The sequence below is a fragment of the Avibacterium endocarditidis genome (genome assembly GCF_965138825.1).
Taxonomy (GTDB): domain Bacteria; phylum Pseudomonadota; class Gammaproteobacteria; order Enterobacterales; family Pasteurellaceae; genus Avibacterium; species Avibacterium endocarditidis.
This window is the reverse complement of sequence record NZ_CBCSDH010000017.1, coordinates 1-18,592: the sequence shown is the minus strand read 5'-3', so window position 1 is coordinate 18,592 and position 18,592 is coordinate 1. Positions and strand designations below refer to the sequence as shown.

At 42.5% G+C, this 18,592-nt stretch carries 15 protein-coding genes and 1 tRNA gene; 9 read left to right on the top strand and 7 right to left on the bottom strand.

What is annotated here, in order from left to right; all coding sequences use genetic code 11:
• The first annotated feature begins 13 nt into the window (after positions 1-13).
• The 3 genes from hldE to ACNAV8_RS09475 all read left to right on the top strand — a co-directional run bounded on the left by hldE (position 14) and on the right by ACNAV8_RS09475 (position 2,985).
• Positions 14-1,441 (top strand): bifunctional D-glycero-beta-D-manno-heptose-7-phosphate kinase/D-glycero-beta-D-manno-heptose 1-phosphate adenylyltransferase HldE, encoded by a 1,428-nt coding sequence (hldE, locus tag ACNAV8_RS09485; protein WP_103855890.1) that lies wholly within the window; start codon positions 14-16, stop codon positions 1,439-1,441.
• A gap of 236 nt (positions 1,442-1,677) precedes the next feature.
• Entirely contained in the window at positions 1,678-2,016 is a 339-nt protein-coding gene (locus tag ACNAV8_RS09480) for a YegP family protein (RefSeq protein ID WP_103852704.1), read from the top strand.
• A 138-nt stretch (positions 2,017-2,154) separates the two neighbouring features.
• Positions 2,155-2,985, top strand: a complete 831-nt coding sequence (locus ACNAV8_RS09475; RefSeq protein WP_415777625.1) for a DUF5718 family protein — start codon at positions 2,155-2,157, stop codon at positions 2,983-2,985.
• A gap of 85 nt (positions 2,986-3,070) precedes the next feature.
• Here the strand turns inward: ACNAV8_RS09475 and birA are convergent, their stop codons facing one another.
• A complete protein-coding gene (gene birA / locus ACNAV8_RS09470; protein ID WP_415777624.1) occupies positions 3,071-4,003 on the bottom strand; it encodes a bifunctional biotin--[acetyl-CoA-carboxylase] ligase/biotin operon repressor BirA in 933 nt (310 codons plus the stop codon).
• Between the two features lie 174 nt (positions 4,004-4,177).
• Between birA and guaB the strand changes: the two genes are divergently transcribed.
• The 3 genes from guaB to guaA are packed head-to-tail and all read left to right on the top strand — an operon-like array spanning position 4,178 to position 7,620.
• Positions 4,178-5,641, top strand: coding sequence for an IMP dehydrogenase (guaB, locus tag ACNAV8_RS09465; RefSeq protein WP_103855887.1), 1,464 nt, complete (start codon positions 4,178-4,180; stop codon positions 5,639-5,641).
• A gap of 4 nt (positions 5,642-5,645) precedes the next feature.
• A complete protein-coding gene (locus ACNAV8_RS09460) occupies positions 5,646-6,050 on the top strand; it encodes an HNH endonuclease (RefSeq protein ID WP_415777623.1) in 405 nt (134 codons plus the stop codon).
• 10 nt (positions 6,051-6,060) lie between these two features.
• Positions 6,061-7,620: a glutamine-hydrolyzing GMP synthase gene (guaA, locus tag ACNAV8_RS09455; protein WP_103855888.1), complete on the top strand. Its 1,560-nt coding sequence runs from the start codon at positions 6,061-6,063 to the stop codon at positions 7,618-7,620.
• A gap of 181 nt (positions 7,621-7,801) precedes the next feature.
• Here the strand turns inward: guaA and ettA are convergent, their stop codons facing one another.
• The gene (ettA, locus tag ACNAV8_RS09450; protein WP_415777622.1) at positions 7,802-9,472 is read right to left on the bottom strand and encodes an energy-dependent translational throttle protein EttA; all 1,671 of its coding nucleotides are present in this window, start codon (positions 9,470-9,472) and stop codon (positions 7,802-7,804) included.
• Between the two features lie 349 nt (positions 9,473-9,821).
• Here ettA and ACNAV8_RS09445 point away from each other — a divergent pair, with 349 nt between their 5' ends.
• Both ACNAV8_RS09445 and zevB read left to right on the top strand, forming a co-directional pair.
• Positions 9,822-10,466, top strand: coding sequence for a DUF1007 family protein (locus tag ACNAV8_RS09445; protein WP_103855118.1), 645 nt, complete (start codon positions 9,822-9,824; stop codon positions 10,464-10,466).
• Positions 10,457-11,494, top strand: a complete 1,038-nt coding sequence (gene zevB / locus ACNAV8_RS09440) for a zinc transporter permease subunit ZevB (RefSeq protein ID WP_103855119.1) — start codon at positions 10,457-10,459, stop codon at positions 11,492-11,494. Before ACNAV8_RS09445 ends, zevB begins: the two co-directional genes overlap by 10 nt.
• A 66-nt stretch (positions 11,495-11,560) precedes the next feature.
• On the opposite strand, the gene ACNAV8_RS09435 is transcribed toward zevB, so the two are convergent.
• Both ACNAV8_RS09435 and ACNAV8_RS09430 read right to left on the bottom strand, forming a co-directional pair.
• Positions 11,561-12,532, bottom strand: a complete 972-nt coding sequence (locus ACNAV8_RS09435) for a calcium/sodium antiporter (RefSeq protein ID WP_415777621.1) — start codon at positions 12,530-12,532, stop codon at positions 11,561-11,563.
• 162 nt (positions 12,533-12,694) lie between these two features.
• A tRNA-Asn gene (locus tag ACNAV8_RS09430) sits at positions 12,695-12,770 on the bottom strand.
• Positions 12,771-13,161: 391 nt separating this feature from the next.
• On the opposite strand from ACNAV8_RS09430, the gene uvrB reads away from it, so the two are divergent.
• The gene (gene uvrB, locus ACNAV8_RS09425) at positions 13,162-15,201 is read left to right on the top strand and encodes an excinuclease ABC subunit UvrB (RefSeq protein ID WP_103855121.1); all 2,040 of its coding nucleotides are present in this window, start codon (positions 13,162-13,164) and stop codon (positions 15,199-15,201) included.
• Here the strand turns inward: uvrB and ACNAV8_RS09420 are convergent.
• The 3 genes from ACNAV8_RS09420 to ACNAV8_RS09410 all read right to left on the bottom strand — a co-directional run bounded on the left by ACNAV8_RS09420 (position 15,192) and on the right by ACNAV8_RS09410 (position 18,486).
• A complete protein-coding gene (locus tag ACNAV8_RS09420) occupies positions 15,192-15,599 on the bottom strand; it encodes an OsmC family protein (RefSeq protein WP_103855122.1) in 408 nt (135 codons plus the stop codon). The two genes, uvrB and ACNAV8_RS09420, sit on opposite strands and share 10 nt — an antisense overlap.
• 163 nt (positions 15,600-15,762) lie before the next feature.
• Positions 15,763-16,722 (bottom strand): AEC family transporter, encoded by a 960-nt coding sequence (locus ACNAV8_RS09415; RefSeq protein ID WP_415777620.1) that lies wholly within the window; start codon positions 16,720-16,722, stop codon positions 15,763-15,765.
• Between the two features lie 126 nt (positions 16,723-16,848).
• On the bottom strand, positions 16,849-18,486 hold the full coding sequence (locus tag ACNAV8_RS09410; RefSeq protein ID WP_103855660.1) for an NAD-dependent malic enzyme: 1,638 nt from the start codon (positions 18,484-18,486) through the stop codon (positions 16,849-16,851).
• Between the last annotated feature and the right edge of the window lie 106 nt (positions 18,487-18,592).

Here is an 18,592-nt window from a genome sequence, read left to right as displayed (position 1 = left end):
GAATGAGGTCAAAATGGCGCAATATTCTACTCAATTTCAACAAGCGAAAGTGCTTGTTCTTGGCGATGTGATGTTAGATCGCTACTGGTTTGGTGCAACTAATCGCATCTCCCCTGAAGCCCCTGTGCCAGTGGTGCGTGTGCAAGAAAATGAAGAGCGCGCAGGTGGTGCGGCAAACGTGGCAATGAATATTGCTTCGCTCAATGTGCCAGTGCAATTACTCGGTTTAACAGGGCAAGATGAGGCAGGCTCGGCGCTTTCAACAATGTTAGAAAAGCAAAACATTGATTGCAATTTCGTGCAATTAGCCAGCCACCCAACCATCACCAAATTACGCGTACTTTCTCGTCATCAGCAATTATTACGCCTTGATTTTGAAGAAGATTTTCATAACGTAGAAAGCGATTCATTATTAGCAAAATTACAAAGTGCGGTGCAAAATTTCGGCGCTTTGATCCTTTCTGATTATGGCAAAGGCACACTTAATCAAGTACAAGCAATGATCCAAATTGCCCGCCAAGCCAACGTGCCAGTGCTAATTGATCCAAAAGGCACCGATTTTGAACGCTACCGCGGTGCAACTCTATTAACCCCAAATATGTCAGAATTTGAAGCGGTGGTAGGCAAATGCCATAGCGAAGATGACATTGTGGAAAAAGGCTTAAAATTAATCCGAGATATTGAATTAAGTGCCTTATTGGTTACTCGCTCAGAAAAAGGAATGACCCTACTCCGCCCAGATCAACCACCATTCCACCTGCCAACAGAAGCGAAAGAAGTGTTTGATGTAACCGGTGCTGGGGATACGGTGATCAGCGTGTTAGCAACGGCATTGGCAGATGGCCGCAGCTTTGAAGAATCCTGCTATTTAGCCAATGTTGCCGCAGGCATTGTGGTGGGTAAATTAGGGACTTCTACGGTGTCGAACGTAGAATTAGAAAACGCCATTCACGGACGCACAACCACTGGCTTTGGCGTGATGAACGAACAACAACTTAAAGAAGCGGTGGCGCAAGCCAAGCAGCGCGGTGAAAAAATCGTAATGACCAACGGCGTGTTTGATATTATTCACCCCGGCCACGTTTCTTATCTAGATAACGCCCGCAAGCTCGGCGATCGTTTAATTGTCGCAGTAAACAGCGATGCTTCCGTGAAACGCTTAAAAGGCGAAAGCCGCCCAATCAACCCACTGGAAGCCAGAATGGCTGTACTTGCAGGGCTTGCCGCAGTAGATTGGGTAGTGGAATTTAGCGAAGATACTCCGCAACGTTTAATCAGCGAAGTGTTGCCTGATCTGTTAGTCAAAGGCGGTGATTACAAACCAGAAGAAATCGCAGGCGGCAAAGAAGTTATCGCCAACGGCGGTGAGGTCAAAGTGCTAAACTTCGAAAACGGCTTTTCGAGCAGCAATGTGATTAATAAAATTCGTAGTTTGAAGTGATACAGCTAAATAGAATGAGAGATATAGGATAAAAGTTCTGCTTTTTAATTTTATATTCCTAGCGCTTTATAGGATATAAACTTGAATTTGTTTCTCTTTCTTTTAGTTTTAGTAATAGGGTCTAGTTAGTTGAGTTAAGGTCATTAAGGTACTCTAATAAATCCATTGAAAAAACAGAAAAAAAGCTTATGATGAACTGGTGGAATATCCCACGATTCATTAAGAAGGAAAATAGTATGGCTTTAGGCTGGTATGAATTGAAAAAAGCAAGTGATGGTCAATTTATGTTTAACCTTTATGCGGCAAACTCGCAAATTATCTTGACCAGTGAATTATATAAAACCAAAGCGTCTGCGCTAAATGGCATTGAATCTGTGCAAAAAAATGGTAGCGATGAGGCGAATTTTGAGTTCCGCGTGGCGAAAAATGAGAAACCTTATTTCGTATTGAAAGCTAAAAATCATCAAGAAATCGGACGCAGCCAATATTATGCTTCTCAAGAAGGGGCAAAAAATGGGGTGAAATCAGTAATGAACAACGCGCCAACAACGCAAATTAAAGATTTAACTGCCTAATTTAAAAGATAAAAGCGAGAGTTTCTCGCTTTTATTTTATCAAAATAATAGATCATTTCCTCCCTGAAATTTCCCCTTGAAAATTCCTTATAACCTTGTAGGATTTGAATATGTCATCAAGATAAAAGGAGCAAGAAAATGATAAAAAATGTTATCGGCCTTGGCGTGGCAGGCAATTTTGCAGGGCATTTGGAACAAGCGGGTGAGGCAAAGGATTTTGCCCAAGTGAAAACGGCAGAAACCCACCAGCCCAAAGCGATTTTTCCTTTTTATGTGCCTGCAGAAAACTTAGGTGACTATGACTTTTTGGCGGTCAATCCGTTAAGTGCCGAATATATTCGTTTTCCGCAAGCGGGAGCGGATAATTTACAGATTGAGCCTGAAATCGCTCTGTTGTGTGAAGTGCAATATTCTGGCGAAAAAGTTACCGCACTTTTGCCTTACGCCTTTGCGGCTTATAACGATTGTTCGATCCGCCGTCCTAATGCCAATAAAATTTGTGAAAAGAAAAACTGGGGCGAGGAAACCAAGGGCTTGGCGGCGACAACAATTCCGCTTACGTCCTTTGACTTAGGCAGTGAAATTGATGATTATCGCATTGCTTGCTTTCATAAGCGTGATGGCGAAATGAATGCTTATGGCGTGGATAGCCCCGCTTTAGGATACAGCTATTTTCATCAAAAATTGCTTGATTGGATTGTGGGACAAATGAATAATCAGCCTGATTTCGGCCCGATGAATCATATCGCTGATTTGCTGAAAAAAGCCAATTATCCAACACAAGCGATCATTAGCATTGGTGCAACCCGTTATACTGAATTCGGCACGAGCCATTTTCTGCAACCTGACGATGTGAGCATTGTGGTGGTGTATAACGGCAAGAAATATTCACCGCAACAAATTGAGCAAATGGCAGCGCAAGAACGTTTTGCAGAAGATATTTCAGCCCTTGTACAAAAGGTGATTTAACGAAAGCGCAAAAGGTGATTTAACGATATTTGAAAAATAAGGGGAAGCATAAACAGCCTTCCCCTTTTATTTTATCTTTCGGCTTTTACGCTTTTCGCCGTAGCGACACTTCGCCGCCATTAAATCGCACAAGGCCCTGTTCCGTTTCTAATAACAGGTAGCCTTCGCTGTCTATGCCACGCTCAATGCCGTGTTGGCTCGCATTTTCGCTGATTAAGCTCACGGGCTGATTAAGAAAAGCATCCCATTCCGCCCAGCGTGAATGAAAAAATACCATTCCTTTTTGTTCAAAGAGATCGAGATAATGATAAAGTCGCTGCACTAGCGCGATGATGATTTCATCGCGATCAAAGTGCGGTAGAATTTCTCGTAATTCTGCCCAAGGTTGATTAATATTAGCCTGCTTCGGCAAGGCAAGGTTAATGCCAATGCCAATAATCAAATTCAGCAAGCCATTCTTACGATTAGCAATTTCCACCAGCACTCCCGCCAGCTTTCGCCCTTGCAATAACACATCATTCGGCCATTTTAACCCGATGCTTTGCGCGCCAAAGGCTTGCAAGGTTTCTGCAATGGCAATGCCGATAACTAAACTCAGCCCATTCAGCGAAATATGCGGTGGAAATGTCCAGTAGGAGCTAAGAATAATCTGCCCAGCAAAGGGCGAAAGCCAATCACGCCCTCGCCGCCCACGCCCTGCGTATTGATATTCTGCCAAGCAAAGCTGCCCTTTTTCTAGCTGCTCAATCTGTTCTAATAAAAATTGATTTGTGGAATGAATCACAGGTTTGACCAGCACGGGGTAAGGCGCAAGACGTAGCTCTATTTTCTCCGCCGAAAGCAAGGGCAATTCTGGCTTGAGCTGGATTTCATCACCGTTTAGTTCAAATTTTATGCCCTGTTCGCTTAGCGCCTGAATATGAGCATTGAGTTGCGTTTCATCACAATGTAAAAGTGCGGTCAAATTTTGGCGAGAATTTTTCTTGCCGTCTGCCAACAAGGTTAAAAGCTCAAACATTTCTTTTTCTTTCCTTTTATAAAATAGAAGTAGCGAATTTTTTTAAATACAAAAAATATTTGCGGTTTGCCATTCCCAAATCAGCATAAACTCTGTATAATCTCGCCGCAATATTTTTTACCCTTTTTTCATATTAACCTTAGGGATTTTCCCTTCTACAGAGAGAATATTGCTATGCTACGCGTATTAAAAGAAGCCCTCACGTTTGATGATGTCCTTCTCGTTCCAGCACATTCCACCGTGCTACCAAACACTGCCGATTTATCCACGCAATTAACCAAAACCATTCGTTTAAATATCCCAATGCTTTCTGCCGCAATGGATACCGTTACCGAAGCGAAACTTGCCATCTCCCTTGCGCAAGAAGGCGGTATTGGTTTCATTCATAAAAATATGAGCATTGAACGCCAAGCGGATCGCGTGCGTAAAGTGAAAAAATTTGAAAGCGGCATTGTTTCCGATCCTATCACAGTTACCCCAGATTTAACCATTGGCGAATTAGCGGAAATCGTGAAGAAAAATGGTTTTGCAAGCTTCCCTGTGGTGAGCAGCCAAGGCGCGTTAGAAGGCATTATCACAGGGCGCGATACGCGTTTTGTGAAAGATATGAATAAAACCGTTGCGGATCTGATGACGCCCAAAGATCGCTTAGTTACCGTAAAAGAAGGCGCATCTAGCCAAGAAATTTTCAGCCTAATGCACGCACACCGTGTAGAAAAAGTGCTAGTAGTGAATGATGATTTCAAATTAAAAGGAATGATCACCTTAAAAGACTTCCAAAAAACCGAACAAAAACCTAACGCTTGTAAAGATGAATTCGGTCGTTTACGCGTGGGCGCGGCAGTAGGTGCTGGCACAGGTAATGAAGAACGTATCGAAGCCCTTGTGCAAGCTGGCGTGGACGTGTTGTTAATTGACTCTTCCCACGGACATTCCGAAGGCGTGTTGCAACGTGTGCGTGAAACTCGCGCGAAATATCCTGATTTGCCAATTATTGCAGGCAATGTGGCGACAGCAGAAGGCGCGATTGCCCTTGCTGATGCTGGTGCAAGTGCGGTGAAAATTGGTATCGGCCCTGGCTCAATTTGTACCACGCGTATTGTAACAGGCGTAGGTGTACCGCAAATCACTGCTATCGCCGATGCGGCCGAAGCCTTAAAAGATCGCGGCATTCCTGTTATTGCTGACGGCGGTATCCGTTATTCCGGCGACATTGCCAAAGCTATTGCCGCTGGCGCAAGTTGCGTAATGGTGGGTTCAATGTTCGCAGGCACAGAAGAAGCACCGGGGGAAATCGAATTATTCCAAGGACGTGCCTTTAAATCTTACCGTGGAATGGGATCCTTAGGCGCAATGAGCAAAGGCTCGTCCGACCGCTATTTCCAAAGCGATAACGCCGCCGATAAACTGGTGCCAGAAGGCATTGAGGGACGCATTCCATATAAAGGCTATTTAAAAGAAATTATCCACCAACAAATGGGCGGTTTACGTTCTTGTATGGGCTTAACAGGCTGCGCGACCATTGAAGATCTGCGCACTAAAGCGCAATTCGTACGCATCAGCGGTGCTGGCATCAAAGAAAGCCACGTCCACGATGTTACCATTACCAAAGAAGCGCCGAATTATAGAATGGGTTAATGATATGAAAAATCTAAAAGTAGATAACAAATTTACTAACGAAGAATTATGCCATATTTTTAAATGTGCTCCACAAGGTGGAATGAGAAAGTCAAATACAACTAATACTCTTGTATTAATTACAAAAACATATGGCAAGGAGATCTATAGAGATAGATGGGAAAATGATATTTTCTATTATACTGGAATGGGGTTAGAAGGAGATCAAGAACTTAATAGACAAAATAAAACCCTTGCTGAATCAAAAGAGAATGGAGTTGAAGTACATTTATTTGAGAATGAAGCACCTAATACTTATATTTACAAGGGGATTGTTGAGTTGAGTGGCAGTATTGTTAAAAACCGTCAACCCGATAAAAATTCAAATTTAAGAAATGCTTACATATTTCCTTTAAAAGTAAAAAAATAGCGATATAAAAATGAACAACATCCACAATCACAAAATTTTAATCTTAGACTTTGGTTCGCAATATACCCAGCTTATCGCCCGTCGTGTGCGGGAAATTGGGGTGTATTGTGAGCTGTGGGCTTGGGACGTAACAGAGGAACAAATTCGTGAATTTAACCCAACAGGGATTATTCTTTCTGGTGGGCCGGAAAGCACCACGGAAGAAAACAGCCCGCGCGCGCCTGAATATGTGTTTAACGCTGGCGTGCCAGTGCTAGGAATTTGTTACGGAATGCAGACAATGGCAATGCAGTTAGGCGGTTTAACGGAAACTTCTGACCATCGTGAATTTGGTTATGCTTCCGTTTCTTTACAAAATCCAACCGCACTTTTCGCTAGTTTAGATGACGGCGAACACAAACTCGATGTTTGGATGAGCCACGGCGATAAAGTAACTCAATTACCACCGCACTTTCAAATCACAGGAACAACGCCAACTTGCCCGATTGCAGCGATGTCTGATGAGAGCCATCATTTCTACGGCGTACAATTCCACCCAGAAGTTACCCACACCAAAAGTGGCTTAGCCCTTTTAACCAATTTTGTGGTGAGCATTTGTGGTTGTGAACGCAACTGGACACCAGAAAATATCATTGAAGATGCCGTGGCTCGCATTAAAGCGCAAGTGGGCGATGACGAAGTGATTTTAGGTTTATCAGGCGGCGTGGACTCTTCCGTTACTGCTTTATTATTACATCGAGCTATCGGCAAAAACCTACACTGCGTTTTTGTGGACAACGGCTTATTACGCTTAAACGAAGCCGATCAAGTGATGGAAATGTTTGGCGATAAATTCGGCTTAAACATCATTCGAGTGGACGCCGAAGATCGTTTCTTAAACGCCTTAAAAGGCATTTCAGATCCAGAAGCAAAACGCAAAATGATCGGTAAAGTGTTCGTTGATGTGTTTGATGACGAATCGAAAAAACTCAGTAGCGTCAAATGGTTAGCACAAGGCACAATTTATCCTGATGTGATCGAATCTGCGGCGAGCAAAACGGGCAAAGCGCACGTGATCAAATCTCACCACAACGTGGGCGGATTGCCAGATTATATGAAACTGGGTTTGGTAGAGCCATTACGCGAATTGTTTAAAGATGAAGTGCGTAAAATCGGCTTAGCCCTCGGGCTTCCAGCAGAAATGCTCAACCGCCACCCATTCCCCGGCCCTGGCTTAGGCGTGCGTGTTCTCGGTGAAATCAAAAAAGAATACTGCGACTTACTCCGCCGTGCCGATGCTATCTTTATTGAAGAGCTTTATAATTCAGGTTGGTATTACAAAGTTAGCCAAGCCTTCACCGTGTTCCTACCAGTAAAATCCGTAGGCGTAATGGGCGATGGCCGCAAATACGACTGGGTTGTTTCCCTGCGTGCCGTAGAAACCATTGATTTTATGACTGCACATTGGGCACACCTGCCTTATGACCTACTCGGCAAAATCTCCAACCGCATCATCAACGAAGTAGACGGCATCTCCCGCGTAGTTTATGACGTCAGCGGAAAACCACCTGCGACGATTGAGTGGGAGTAGGGGAGACACTGCTCAAAAGTATGCAAGGAAGACGTATACATGAGGTGGCTTGCGATATATTTAAATTTGCAATTGACAGCTACCTACAATTTTATATTGCATATAACAAAGTTTTTCATTAATGAAGAATTTTGATTTCAAAGAAAAATGCGAAATCCCCATTTCGCCTTTTTTAATGCAATTATTTCGCAATCCGTTTGTATTTAATACGATGGGGTTGCACAGCATCAGCGCCGAAGGTTTTCTTCTTCCATTCTTCATAGTCTGAGAAGTTACCTTCATAGAAGGTGACTTTGCCTTCATCGCCGTAATCCAAAATATGGGTCGCGATACGGTCTAAGAACCAGCGGTCGTGGGAAATTACCATCGCACAGCCAGGGAATTCTAAGATCGCATTTTCTAAGGCGCGCAAGGTTTCCACGTCAAGATCGTTGGTCGGTTCGTCTAATAACAGCACGTTACCGCCTGCTTGCAATAACTTGGCTAAATGCAAGCGTCCACGTTCCCCACCTGAAAGCTCACCCACGCGTTTTTGTTGATCTACACCTTTGAAGTTGAAGCGTCCGACATAAGCACGGCTTGGGATTTCAAAGTTGCCAATACGCAAAATATCTTGCCCGTGTGAAACTTCTTCCCATACGGTTTTGCTGTCGTCCATTTCATCACGGAACTGATCCACGGAAGAAAGCACCACAGTATCACCAAGGGTGATGCTACCGTTATCTGGCTGCTCTTGCCCTGAAAGCATACGGAAAAGGGTAGATTTTCCTGCGCCGTTCGCGCCGATGATGCCCACAATCGCGCCTTTTGGAATGCTGAAAGATAAATCATCAATCAAAGTGCGATCGCCATAGGATTTACTCAAATTGCTCACTTCGATCACTTTATCCCCTAAGCGTGGGCCAGGTGGAATAAATAACTCATTGGTTTCATTACGTTTTTGGTATTCACCGCTGTTTAACTCTTCAAAGCGAGCCATACGCGCCTTGCTCTTCGCTTGACGGCCTTTTGGATTTTGGCGAACCCATTCTAATTCTTTTTCAATGGATTTTTGGCGAGCTGATTCAGCTGCGGCTTCTTGAGCTAAGCGTTTTTCTTTTTGTTCTAACCAAGAAGAATAGTTGCCCTCCCAAGGAATGCCTTCACCACGGTCAAGCTCTAAGATCCAGCCAGCTACATTATCTAGGAAGTAACGGTCGTGGGTAATGGCAACTACTGTGCCTTCATAATCGTGTAAGAAACGCTCTAACCAAGCTACGGATTCGGCATCTAAGTGGTTGGTTGGCTCATCTAATAAGAGCATATCTGGTTTTTCGAGCAATAAGCGGCAAAGTGCCACACGGCGGCGTTCGCCCCCTGAAAGATGCTCGATTTTGGCGTCCCAATCAGGCAGACGCAAGGCATCAGCAGCACGTTCAAGTTGGTTTTCAAGATTATGTCCATCGTGCGCTTGGATAATGGCTTCTAACTTGGCTTGCTCGGCGGCAAGTTTATCAAAATCCGCATCAGGATCGGCATAAAGCCCATAGACTTCATCTAAACGATTTAACGCGGTTTTCACTTCCGCCACGGCTTCTTCTACCGCTTCACGCACGGTTTGTTGCGGATCAAGTTTTGGTTCTTGTGGAAGATAACCGATTTTGATCCCCGGCTGTGGACGGGCTTCGCCCTCAAATTCTTTATCCACGCCAGCCATAATGCGCAGCAGGGTAGATTTCCCCGCACCATTTAACCCCAGCACACCAATTTTTGCGCCTGGGAAAAAGCTTAAGGAAATATCTTTTAAAATATGACGTTTCGGCGGCACAACCTTACCGACACGGTGCATAGTATAAACAAATTGTGATGACATAAATTGTTCTCTTAGCTGTAAAAAGTGCGGGTTATTTTACTTGAGATTTTACCTTTTTGCGAATTGAAAGCGAAAAAAAACCTCCCGAAAGGGAGGTAGGAAAGTAGTTTAGCTATTTATTTTGATTATTTTATTTAGGAACTTTATGAATATCAAGCAATCACTCGACAGGACATATACTACCTATAAGCTGTTGATAAATAAATGATGAATTTACATTTTTTTGATATAAATCACAGAAATAGAGTTTTTTTGTTAGATTTTGTTGTTTAAATCAGCAAATGGCATTTTGTCTGCCTTTGGATTTAGTGGTAGGATTTTGCTTTCTTTTGTTTTAGTAAGGAAGATTATGTTCAAAAAATGCTTGGGACTCTTAACGTTGGTTCCGTTGCTTAGCGTTGCCCACCCGCACGCCTTTATTGATATGCAAAGTAAGGTGTTGGTGGAAAAAGGGGCGTTAGTTGGGTTTTCGATGCAGTGGGTGCTTGATGAGCCAAGTTCTGCCAGTATTATTTATGATTTAGCCCAGTCCACGCAACCAAGCGATAAGCAAAGGTTGATTGATGAAGCAATGAAAAATATTGTCAATGAGCATTATTTTAGCTATCTCTTTGATAAAGATAAGAAAAAGATTAAGTACAAAGCACAGCCGCAAAATTATGGAATGAAGTCAAATGGCACACAAATGATGTACTATTTTGATTTTTTGTTGTCTAAGCCCCAAGTGCTGAAGGAAAACCAGTTTGAATTAGCGACATACGATCCCACTTATTTTGTGGCAATGACTTATCCAACGCAGAATAACCCCATACTGAATAAACAAAGTGCGGTGGATTTTTCACAACTTCCTGCCCAATGTACGGGCAAGGTGATTGAACCAAATGTTGATGAAAAGGTGCGTAAATACGCGGCGTCTTTAGATCGTAGTCAGCGTGATGAGGACAGTTCCCTTGGCGAAGTGTTTAGCCAAAAAGTGGAGATTGTATGCCATTAAACAAGTGCACCCAAAAGGGCTTTAAGTATCTGGTAATATTGCTGTTACTCGTAGGGCTAGGGTTTTATATCTTACCTTATTTATTTGGGCAAACCATCAGCTGGCAAAAAGCCTTTAACCAGAGTATTTCTGGTTATTTACATCAAATTAAACAATATCCTGTGCGAGCAGGTTTAGGCTTAATGTTTATCAGTTTTTTGTATGGCGTGTTGCACGCACTCGGCCCAGGCCACGGTAAATTTGTCATTGCCAGTTATCTATCCACTCACCAAGCGAAATTAAAAACCAGCGTTCAGCTCACCTTGTTGTCTTCTTTAATGCAAGGCGTGGTGGCGGTGGCGGCGACCTCCATTATTGTGGTGGGCTTGCGTTTATCTTCCCATTATTTCAAATTGAGCCAACTTTGGCTTGAGCGATCCGCCTTTATTTTAATGTTCTTGCTAGGCGCATATTGGATTTATCAAAGTGCGGTGAAATTTTTGCGAGAATTTCGTCAAAACAAACGCAGCATTTCAGTGGGAAAAATTCACGCCATCAAACCCATTTCGGCAAAAGCGATTTCAGAAAAACCAGTTCAGCTTGTGCAATCCCATTGTGAGCATAGCGATCACGCAGAGGGTTGCAGTTGTGGGCATCAACACTTGCCGAGTTCGCAGCAATTAGAGCAGGCGACCAATTTTAAATCTCGTTTGCTTGTGATTTTAACCATTGGAATGCGGCCTTGCTCAGGGGCGATTTTTATTCTTTTTCTTTCCTATATGCTGGATCTTTATCAATGGGGAATGGCAGCAGCAATGGCGATGGCAGTGGGCACAGGGATTACGCTTTCTTTATTTGCCTTGATTGTGCAATATGCAAGACAGACCGCGGTGAAATTAGGGCGTTGGTATGTTAGCGCAGAGCATTCCCCTTATGCCGAAATTGCGGTGAAATTGATCGCAGGGTTTGTGGTGATTTTCTTTGCGACAGCATTATTTTATGGCACAACCTTGCCTGTGCGTGGTGGCGCAGTGTTATTTGGCGGATAATCTTTCAGATGAAAAATAGGGGTGAAATCTCACCCCTTTTTCTTTTCATCGTATCACTCGTTCAGCTTAAAGTGCGGTGTAAATTAACAAAGAATTATAAGCTACATAGCACAGAAATAGCACAAATCCTTCAACATGGTTAATTCGCCCATTTCGTCCTTTGAAACCATAACCAAATAAAAACAGCAAGCCTGTTAATGCAATCATAACGAGCATATCTCGGCTAAACACTTCTGGCGTGGCTTGAATTGGGCTGATTGCGCCAGCAATGCCGACCACAGCAAGGGTGTTAAACAGGTTCGAGCCAATAATATTGCCCACCGCGAGATCTAATTCATTTTTTCTCGCTGCCATAATGGAAGCCGCCAATTCTGGCAATGATGTGCCAATGGCAACAATGGTTAAACCGATAATCAAATCACTCACGCCTAAATAGGTGGCGATATTCACTGCACCCCACACTAATAATTGCGAGCTGGCCATTAATAATGCCAAGCCAATCACTAACCACAACACTGCAGTTTTCAACGGCATTTGTGATTTTTCTTTGAGTTCATCGTTAATGTCTTGTTCAAGACTATCGCCTGAATGTCTTGTGCCTTGCCAAATTGTCCAGCCCATATAGAGGGTGAATACCGCCAGTAAAATCACCGCATCAAGGCGAGAAATGGTGGCGTCATAAATTAAAAAGGCAGAAAGTAGGGTAACTAGCATCAACACGGGCAATTCTTTTTTTAGCACCTGTGAATTGACCATAATCGGCTTAATCATTGCGGTTACCCCTAAAATCAAGGCAATATTGGTGATGTTTGAGCCGTAAGCATTTCCCAGTGCAATCCCAGGGCTGTGGTTTAATGCAGAAAGTGCTGAAACAATAATTTCAGGCGCAGAAGTACCAAAGCCGATAATCACAATGCCGATTAACAAAGGCGACATACCTAAATAACTGGCGAGAGAAGCCGCACCGTCAATAAAACGATCTGCGCTCCAGACTAAAATCGCCAATCCGACCAGTATAGCGAGAAAAGATAAAAACATTTGCGTGTCCTATAAATGATGAAAAGTAACGAATATTATCATTATTATGAAAGGCTGATGAGAAAAAATAAAAGCCCATAAGGAGGATATGGGCTTTAAGCTCTTTTGGAACGAAATAGCTTTTATAAAAGGAGACAAATAAAAACTGCCAAAAGAGAAAATTGGCTCCTCCTGCTGGACTTGAACCAGCGACATACGGATTAACAGTCCGCCGTTCTACCGACTGAACTAAGGAGGAATAATTCTGTATCACAAGGAATTGGTCGCAGATGATAATGATCTGTCTTTCCTTTGTCAACAGTGAAATTAAAAAAATTTTGAAAAATTATGTTCTTTTTTTATATCCACAGCACCTGTGGATAAGTCTGTGAGTTTTAATTTGAAAAAATCGCCGATCCCTTGAAAAAACTAGGGTTTTGCGAATTGGCAATAAAATTGATTGTAAAATAGCATTTATTTATTTATCAATAAGTTAATAAAAATCTAGAAATTTTTTTAAAATTTTTTTTGATTTTGTGAGATTTCAATCTTGACAAATATAAGTCTGTGTAAAACTTAAAATTTTGCTTAAGCCGAATGTAAAAAATTATGCTAAAATTGACCGCACTTTTCGGATAGGCAGTTTTTTTATGAGTAACAAAATTCACAGCAAACCTTTTATTCTTCATTCTGATTTTTCGCCTTCTGGCGACCAACCGCAGGCGATAGAAAAGCTGAGTGAAAATCTCAATGATGGTTTAGCGCACCAAACCCTGCTTGGGGTAACGGGATCGGGCAAAACTTTTACCATTGCCAATGTGATTGCCAAGCTCAATCGCCCTGCAATGTTGCTTGCGCCAAATAAAACCCTTGCCGCTCAGCTTTATGCGGAAATGAAAGCCTTTTTCCCTGAAAACGCGGTGGAATATTTTGTTTCTTATTATGACTATTATCAGCCAGAAGCCTATGTGCCGAGCAGCGACACCTTTATTGAAAAAGATGCGTCCATTAACGATCAAATCGAGCAAATGCGTCTGTCTGCCACTAAATCTTTTTTAGAGCGCCGTGATACAATCGTTGTGGCGTCCGTTTCTGCTATTTATGGTTTGGGTGATCCTGATAGTTATCTCAAAATGATGCTGCATTTGCAAACAGGGGCGATCATCAACCAGCGAGAAATTTTGACGAAATTGGCAGAGCTACAATACACACGCAACGATCAAGCGTTTCAGCGCGGAACATTCAGAGTGCGGGGCGAAATTATTGATATTTTTCCTGCGGAATCCGATGATCAAGCCATTCGCATTGAATTATTTGATGACGAAATTGAACGCCTGAGCCTTTTTGATCCGCTGACAGGCACGAATTTTGGTGCGGTGCCACGTTACACAATTTATCCGAAAACCCATTATGTTACGCCGCGCGAACGGATTTTAGAAGCCATCGATCAAATTAAAACGGAATTGGCACAACGGCGAGAATACTTCATCAAAGAAAATAAATTGCTGGAAGAACAACGCATTACCCAACGCACACAGTTTGACATTGAAATGATGAATGAATTGGGCTATTGCTCGGGTATTGAAAATTATTCACGCTATTTATCGGGGCGTAAAGAAGGCGAGCCGCCACCGACATTGTTTGATTATATTCCTGCAGACGGTTTGCTGATTATTGATGAATCTCACGTTACTGTGCCACAAATTGGTGGAATGTATCGCGGCGACCGCTCACGCAAAGAAACCTTGGTGGAATATGGTTTCCGCCTGCCTTCAGCGCTAGATAACCGTCCATTAAAATTTGAAGAATTTGAACGCCTCGCACCGCAAACCATTTATGTTTCCGCCACGCCTGGCCCTTATGAATTAGAAAAATCGGGCAGTGAAATTATCGATCAAGTAGTGCGCCCAACAGGCTTGCTTGACCCAGAAATTGAAATTCGCCCTGTGGCAATTCAGGTGGACGATTTGCTTTCCGAAGCACGCCAAAGAGCGGATAAAAATGAGCGTGTTTTAGTAACCACATTAACCAAACGAATGGCGGAAGATCTGACCGATTATTTAGAAGAACACGGCGTGCGCGTGCGTTATCTACACTCCGACATTGACACCGTAGAACGGGTGGAAATTATCCGCGATCTCCGCTTAGGGGAATTCGACGTGCTAGTGGGAATCAACTTATTGCGCGAGGGCTTGGATATTCCCGAAGTGTCTTTGGTCGCGATTTTAGATGCAGATAAAGAAGGCTTTTTGCGTTCTGAACGCTCATTAATCCAAACCATTGGACGAGCTGCACGAAACCTAAATGGTAAAGCCATTTTATACGCGGACAGCATCACCAAATCAATGGAAAAAGCCATCAACGAAACCAACCGCCGCCGCGAAAAACAAATGAAATACAACGAAGAACACGGCATTGTACCGCAAGCGTTGAACAAAAAAGTGGGCGAATTGCTTGATATTGGCCAAGGCGCAACCAACAACAAAGCAAAAAGCAAACAAAAACAAAAATCCGTGGCAGAACCCACCGCACTTTATCAACCAACCAGCAGCAAAGAACTTCAGCAACAAATCAAAAAACTGGAACAGCAAATGTACAAACACGCCCAAGATCTGGAATTTGAAAAAGCCGCTGCAGTGCGTGATCAGTTGCACCAGCTACGGGAAAGGCTTTTTGTGGATTATTCGTAATGAAAATGAAATTCTTGCACTAAATCTGCACTGAGACTTTTGGCAACAGGGCAGGTGTGAGCTGCGGCTTCTAAGGTTGCTCGCGTGCGTTCATCGAGATCTTTGCTAAGATAAAAGTCTAGTATAATGCGCGCTACTCGACGTGGATTAAGTGCCATTTCTTTTTGAACTTCAATGCGTGTTCCTTGTAAATCTACGCCAAGATCTCTTGCTCGAATTCCCATAATCGTCATTGCACAAGCCGCGAGCGAGGCAGCAAGCAAATCTGTTGGCGAGAATGCTTCGCCTTTGCCGTTATTATCCACTGGGGCATCGGTGGAAATTTTGTCGCCACTTTGTAAGTGGATTAAATCGTTGTGTAAATTTCCAGTGTAATGAATGGTTGAAATATGTGCCATAGGAACTCCTTGTTGAGGTGATTTGTAGTTTAGTTAGAGTAAAAGGAAAGCAGATTGACTGCAAGATAAAATTATTTTTTTATTTAGAAAAATAATTATGGAAAATGCTGTTTGAATAAGTTAAACAGCATTTTTGTAAGTGCGGTGCTTTTTTTTTTTAAATTTAGTTTAAAAGCCCAAGTAAAGCATCAATAAGTGGCACAATAGGAATAAATAATAGGGTGCTTGTGGTTACGATATTGGTGGCAAAGGATACATCGCCTTTGGCTTCATTTGCGAGAATAGGCAATATGGCGAGAGCAGAAACAGAGGATTGCAGAATAAGCGTCTGTGTTTCAATAGTTGGCAGTGGTAGCCAAGCTTTGCCTAGGAAAATAAGCAGCGCCATAATTGCAGGGGCGATAGCAAACTTACCGATGAGTGCGGTAATGGTATCTTTATCAAATCTGATACTTTTTAACCCTGCATCATAAAGGGTGATGCCAATATAAATAAGCGAGAGAGGTGTAACCATTGCACCAATGTAGCTTAACGTACTATGAATAAAATTTGGCACTGGAATATTGATAAGTAAAAATATTAGTGCGACTAGAAAACCTAGTAGTGGTGGCGGTAAAAGTTTTTTCCAGCTGAATGTGTTATGTGTTGATGGCTGCGGTTGGCTACTATCTTGCGCAATCAGCCAAGCACCAAATGTCCAAGTAGAAATTGTATTTAACACATAATAAACTAAAAAATAAGGCATACTATTTTCACCAAATAATGCAATATTTAATGGTAAGCCGATAAATATGGTATTAGCGTTTACAATCGTATTAATAAAGACACCTTTCCGCCCAGCGCGAATATTAAAGAATTTTTTCATTAACCACGCAATAATATAGCCTAATAATATTGCGATACTGCCATAAATTAATCCGTCTGATAGAGAAAATAATTTTTCACGAGTAAGGTGGCTTAATACGGAAACAAAAATAGATGCTGGTAACGCAATATTCATAATTAGTTTAGAAATATTACCAGCAAAGCTATCTGCAAAATAGCCTTTGTGTCGTAAACAGAAGCCTAATGCAATAATAAGCACGATAGATAAGATATTTTCAAGTGCGGTGAGAAAAAGCATATTATTTTCCTCTGTTTGAATTATTTATTTTTTAAGAGTTTAGCAAGATATTTTTTATATTAATTAATAAGATGTGGTACATTTTTGTAAAAATGCCGTCTAAATATCAGACGGCATAGATAATATTTAGCGATAAACCGCTTGCCACATTGCATCTTGTACGCTTTGCACCCAGTTATCACTCTGTCTTGTTGCCACGCCATCTTTTACCGCTTGTTTAGCAACGGCAACCGCAACAGTGGCGGAAGAGGCGCGTAAGTTATCCACTGGTGGAAGAAGCGATGCACCTAAATCTTGTGGGTTCACTTGGCTAGCTACGGCTTCGGCAGCAGCAAGTAACATTCCATCTGTAACCTGTTTTGCCCCAGATACAATTACCCCTAGACCTAATCCCGGGTAGAGTAGTGCATTATTGCCTTGTCCAATATGGAAAGTAGTACCGTTATATTGCACAGGATCAACAGGGATTCCCGTTGCAATTAAGGCTTTACCTTGTGACCAAGGCACGGCATCTTGTGGCATCACTTCGATACGTTCTGTTGGGTTAGAAAGCGGTAATAAGATTGGGCGTTCTACACCTGCGCAAAGGGCTTTAACAACTTCTTCGCTGAATGCGCCGTGATCTGTTGATGTACCAATTAAAATGGTTGGTTTCGCTTGTTTTACCACTTCTAACAATCCAATTTTGCCATTTTCACGCGCCCAATCAGCCACTTCCGCAGCAGGACGAGCATATTCCTGTTGGTAATTAGGCAGATTTGGCATATCATCAGTGACTAAGCCATTAATATCAATCAGCCATACGCGTTTTTTCGCTTCTTCGCGTGAAAGTCCGTTACGTTCCATTGCGGCGCTGATTTGATCTGCCATTCCTGTACCAGCCGTACCAGCACCATAAACCACAAGGCGCTGTTCTGCAAAATTCTGCTTTGTTACTTTTAAGCCTGAAATCACCGCAGCCATAACTATCGCCCCTGTTCCTTGCATATCATCATTGAAAATACGGTATTTCTCACGATTTTCAACTAAGATTCGGCGGGCGTTGGAAGGGCCAAAATCTTCAAAGTGCAATAGAGCGTTAGGGAACATTTCAGAAGCGACTTTGAGATATTCATTAATTAAGTGATCATAGCGTTCACCACGAACACGCGCGTGACGATTACCAAGATAAGTTGGATCATTGAGAAGAGCTTCATTATCTGTACCTACATCTAAATTCACCGCAATCACACGGCTTGGATCAATGCCCGCAGCTGCTGTATACACCGCTAGTTTTCCGACAGAAATATCTGTTCCGTTCACGCCCCAATCGCCAATACCAAGAATTTCTTCTGCATCAGAACACACGATGAGATCCACATCATCTGCACCAAGCCCTAATGTTTCAAAAGAAGCACGAATATCTTCTGGGCGGTTCACATTCAGATAAACTGCACGAGAACGGTGATAATCACGGCTCCATTGTTTAATGGCATCACCCACAGTTGGGTCATAAACAATTGGTAGCATTTCAGCAATATGCTCGGTAAGCAGGCGGTAGTAAAGCACTTCATTACGATTATGTAATTGATCAAGGAAAATATATTTTTCCATTGGTTTTTCATAGCGAGAAAGCTGTTCGTAAGCACGTTTGGCTTGTTCATCAAGGGTTTCCACCGCAGCAGGTAAACGCCCTGTTAAGCCGAGTTTAGCGCGTTCTTCAAAGGTAAATGCTGTGCCTTTATTAGTCAGAGGGTTAGTGAGAATATCAGGGGTATGACTCATTTTTAAACTCCTTATTTGTGAAATAGATTATTTTTGATAGTTAAAATAGCTATTTATTATTGAGTATATGCCCATAAATAATAATTTCAAGTGGAGTGCTTGTTAT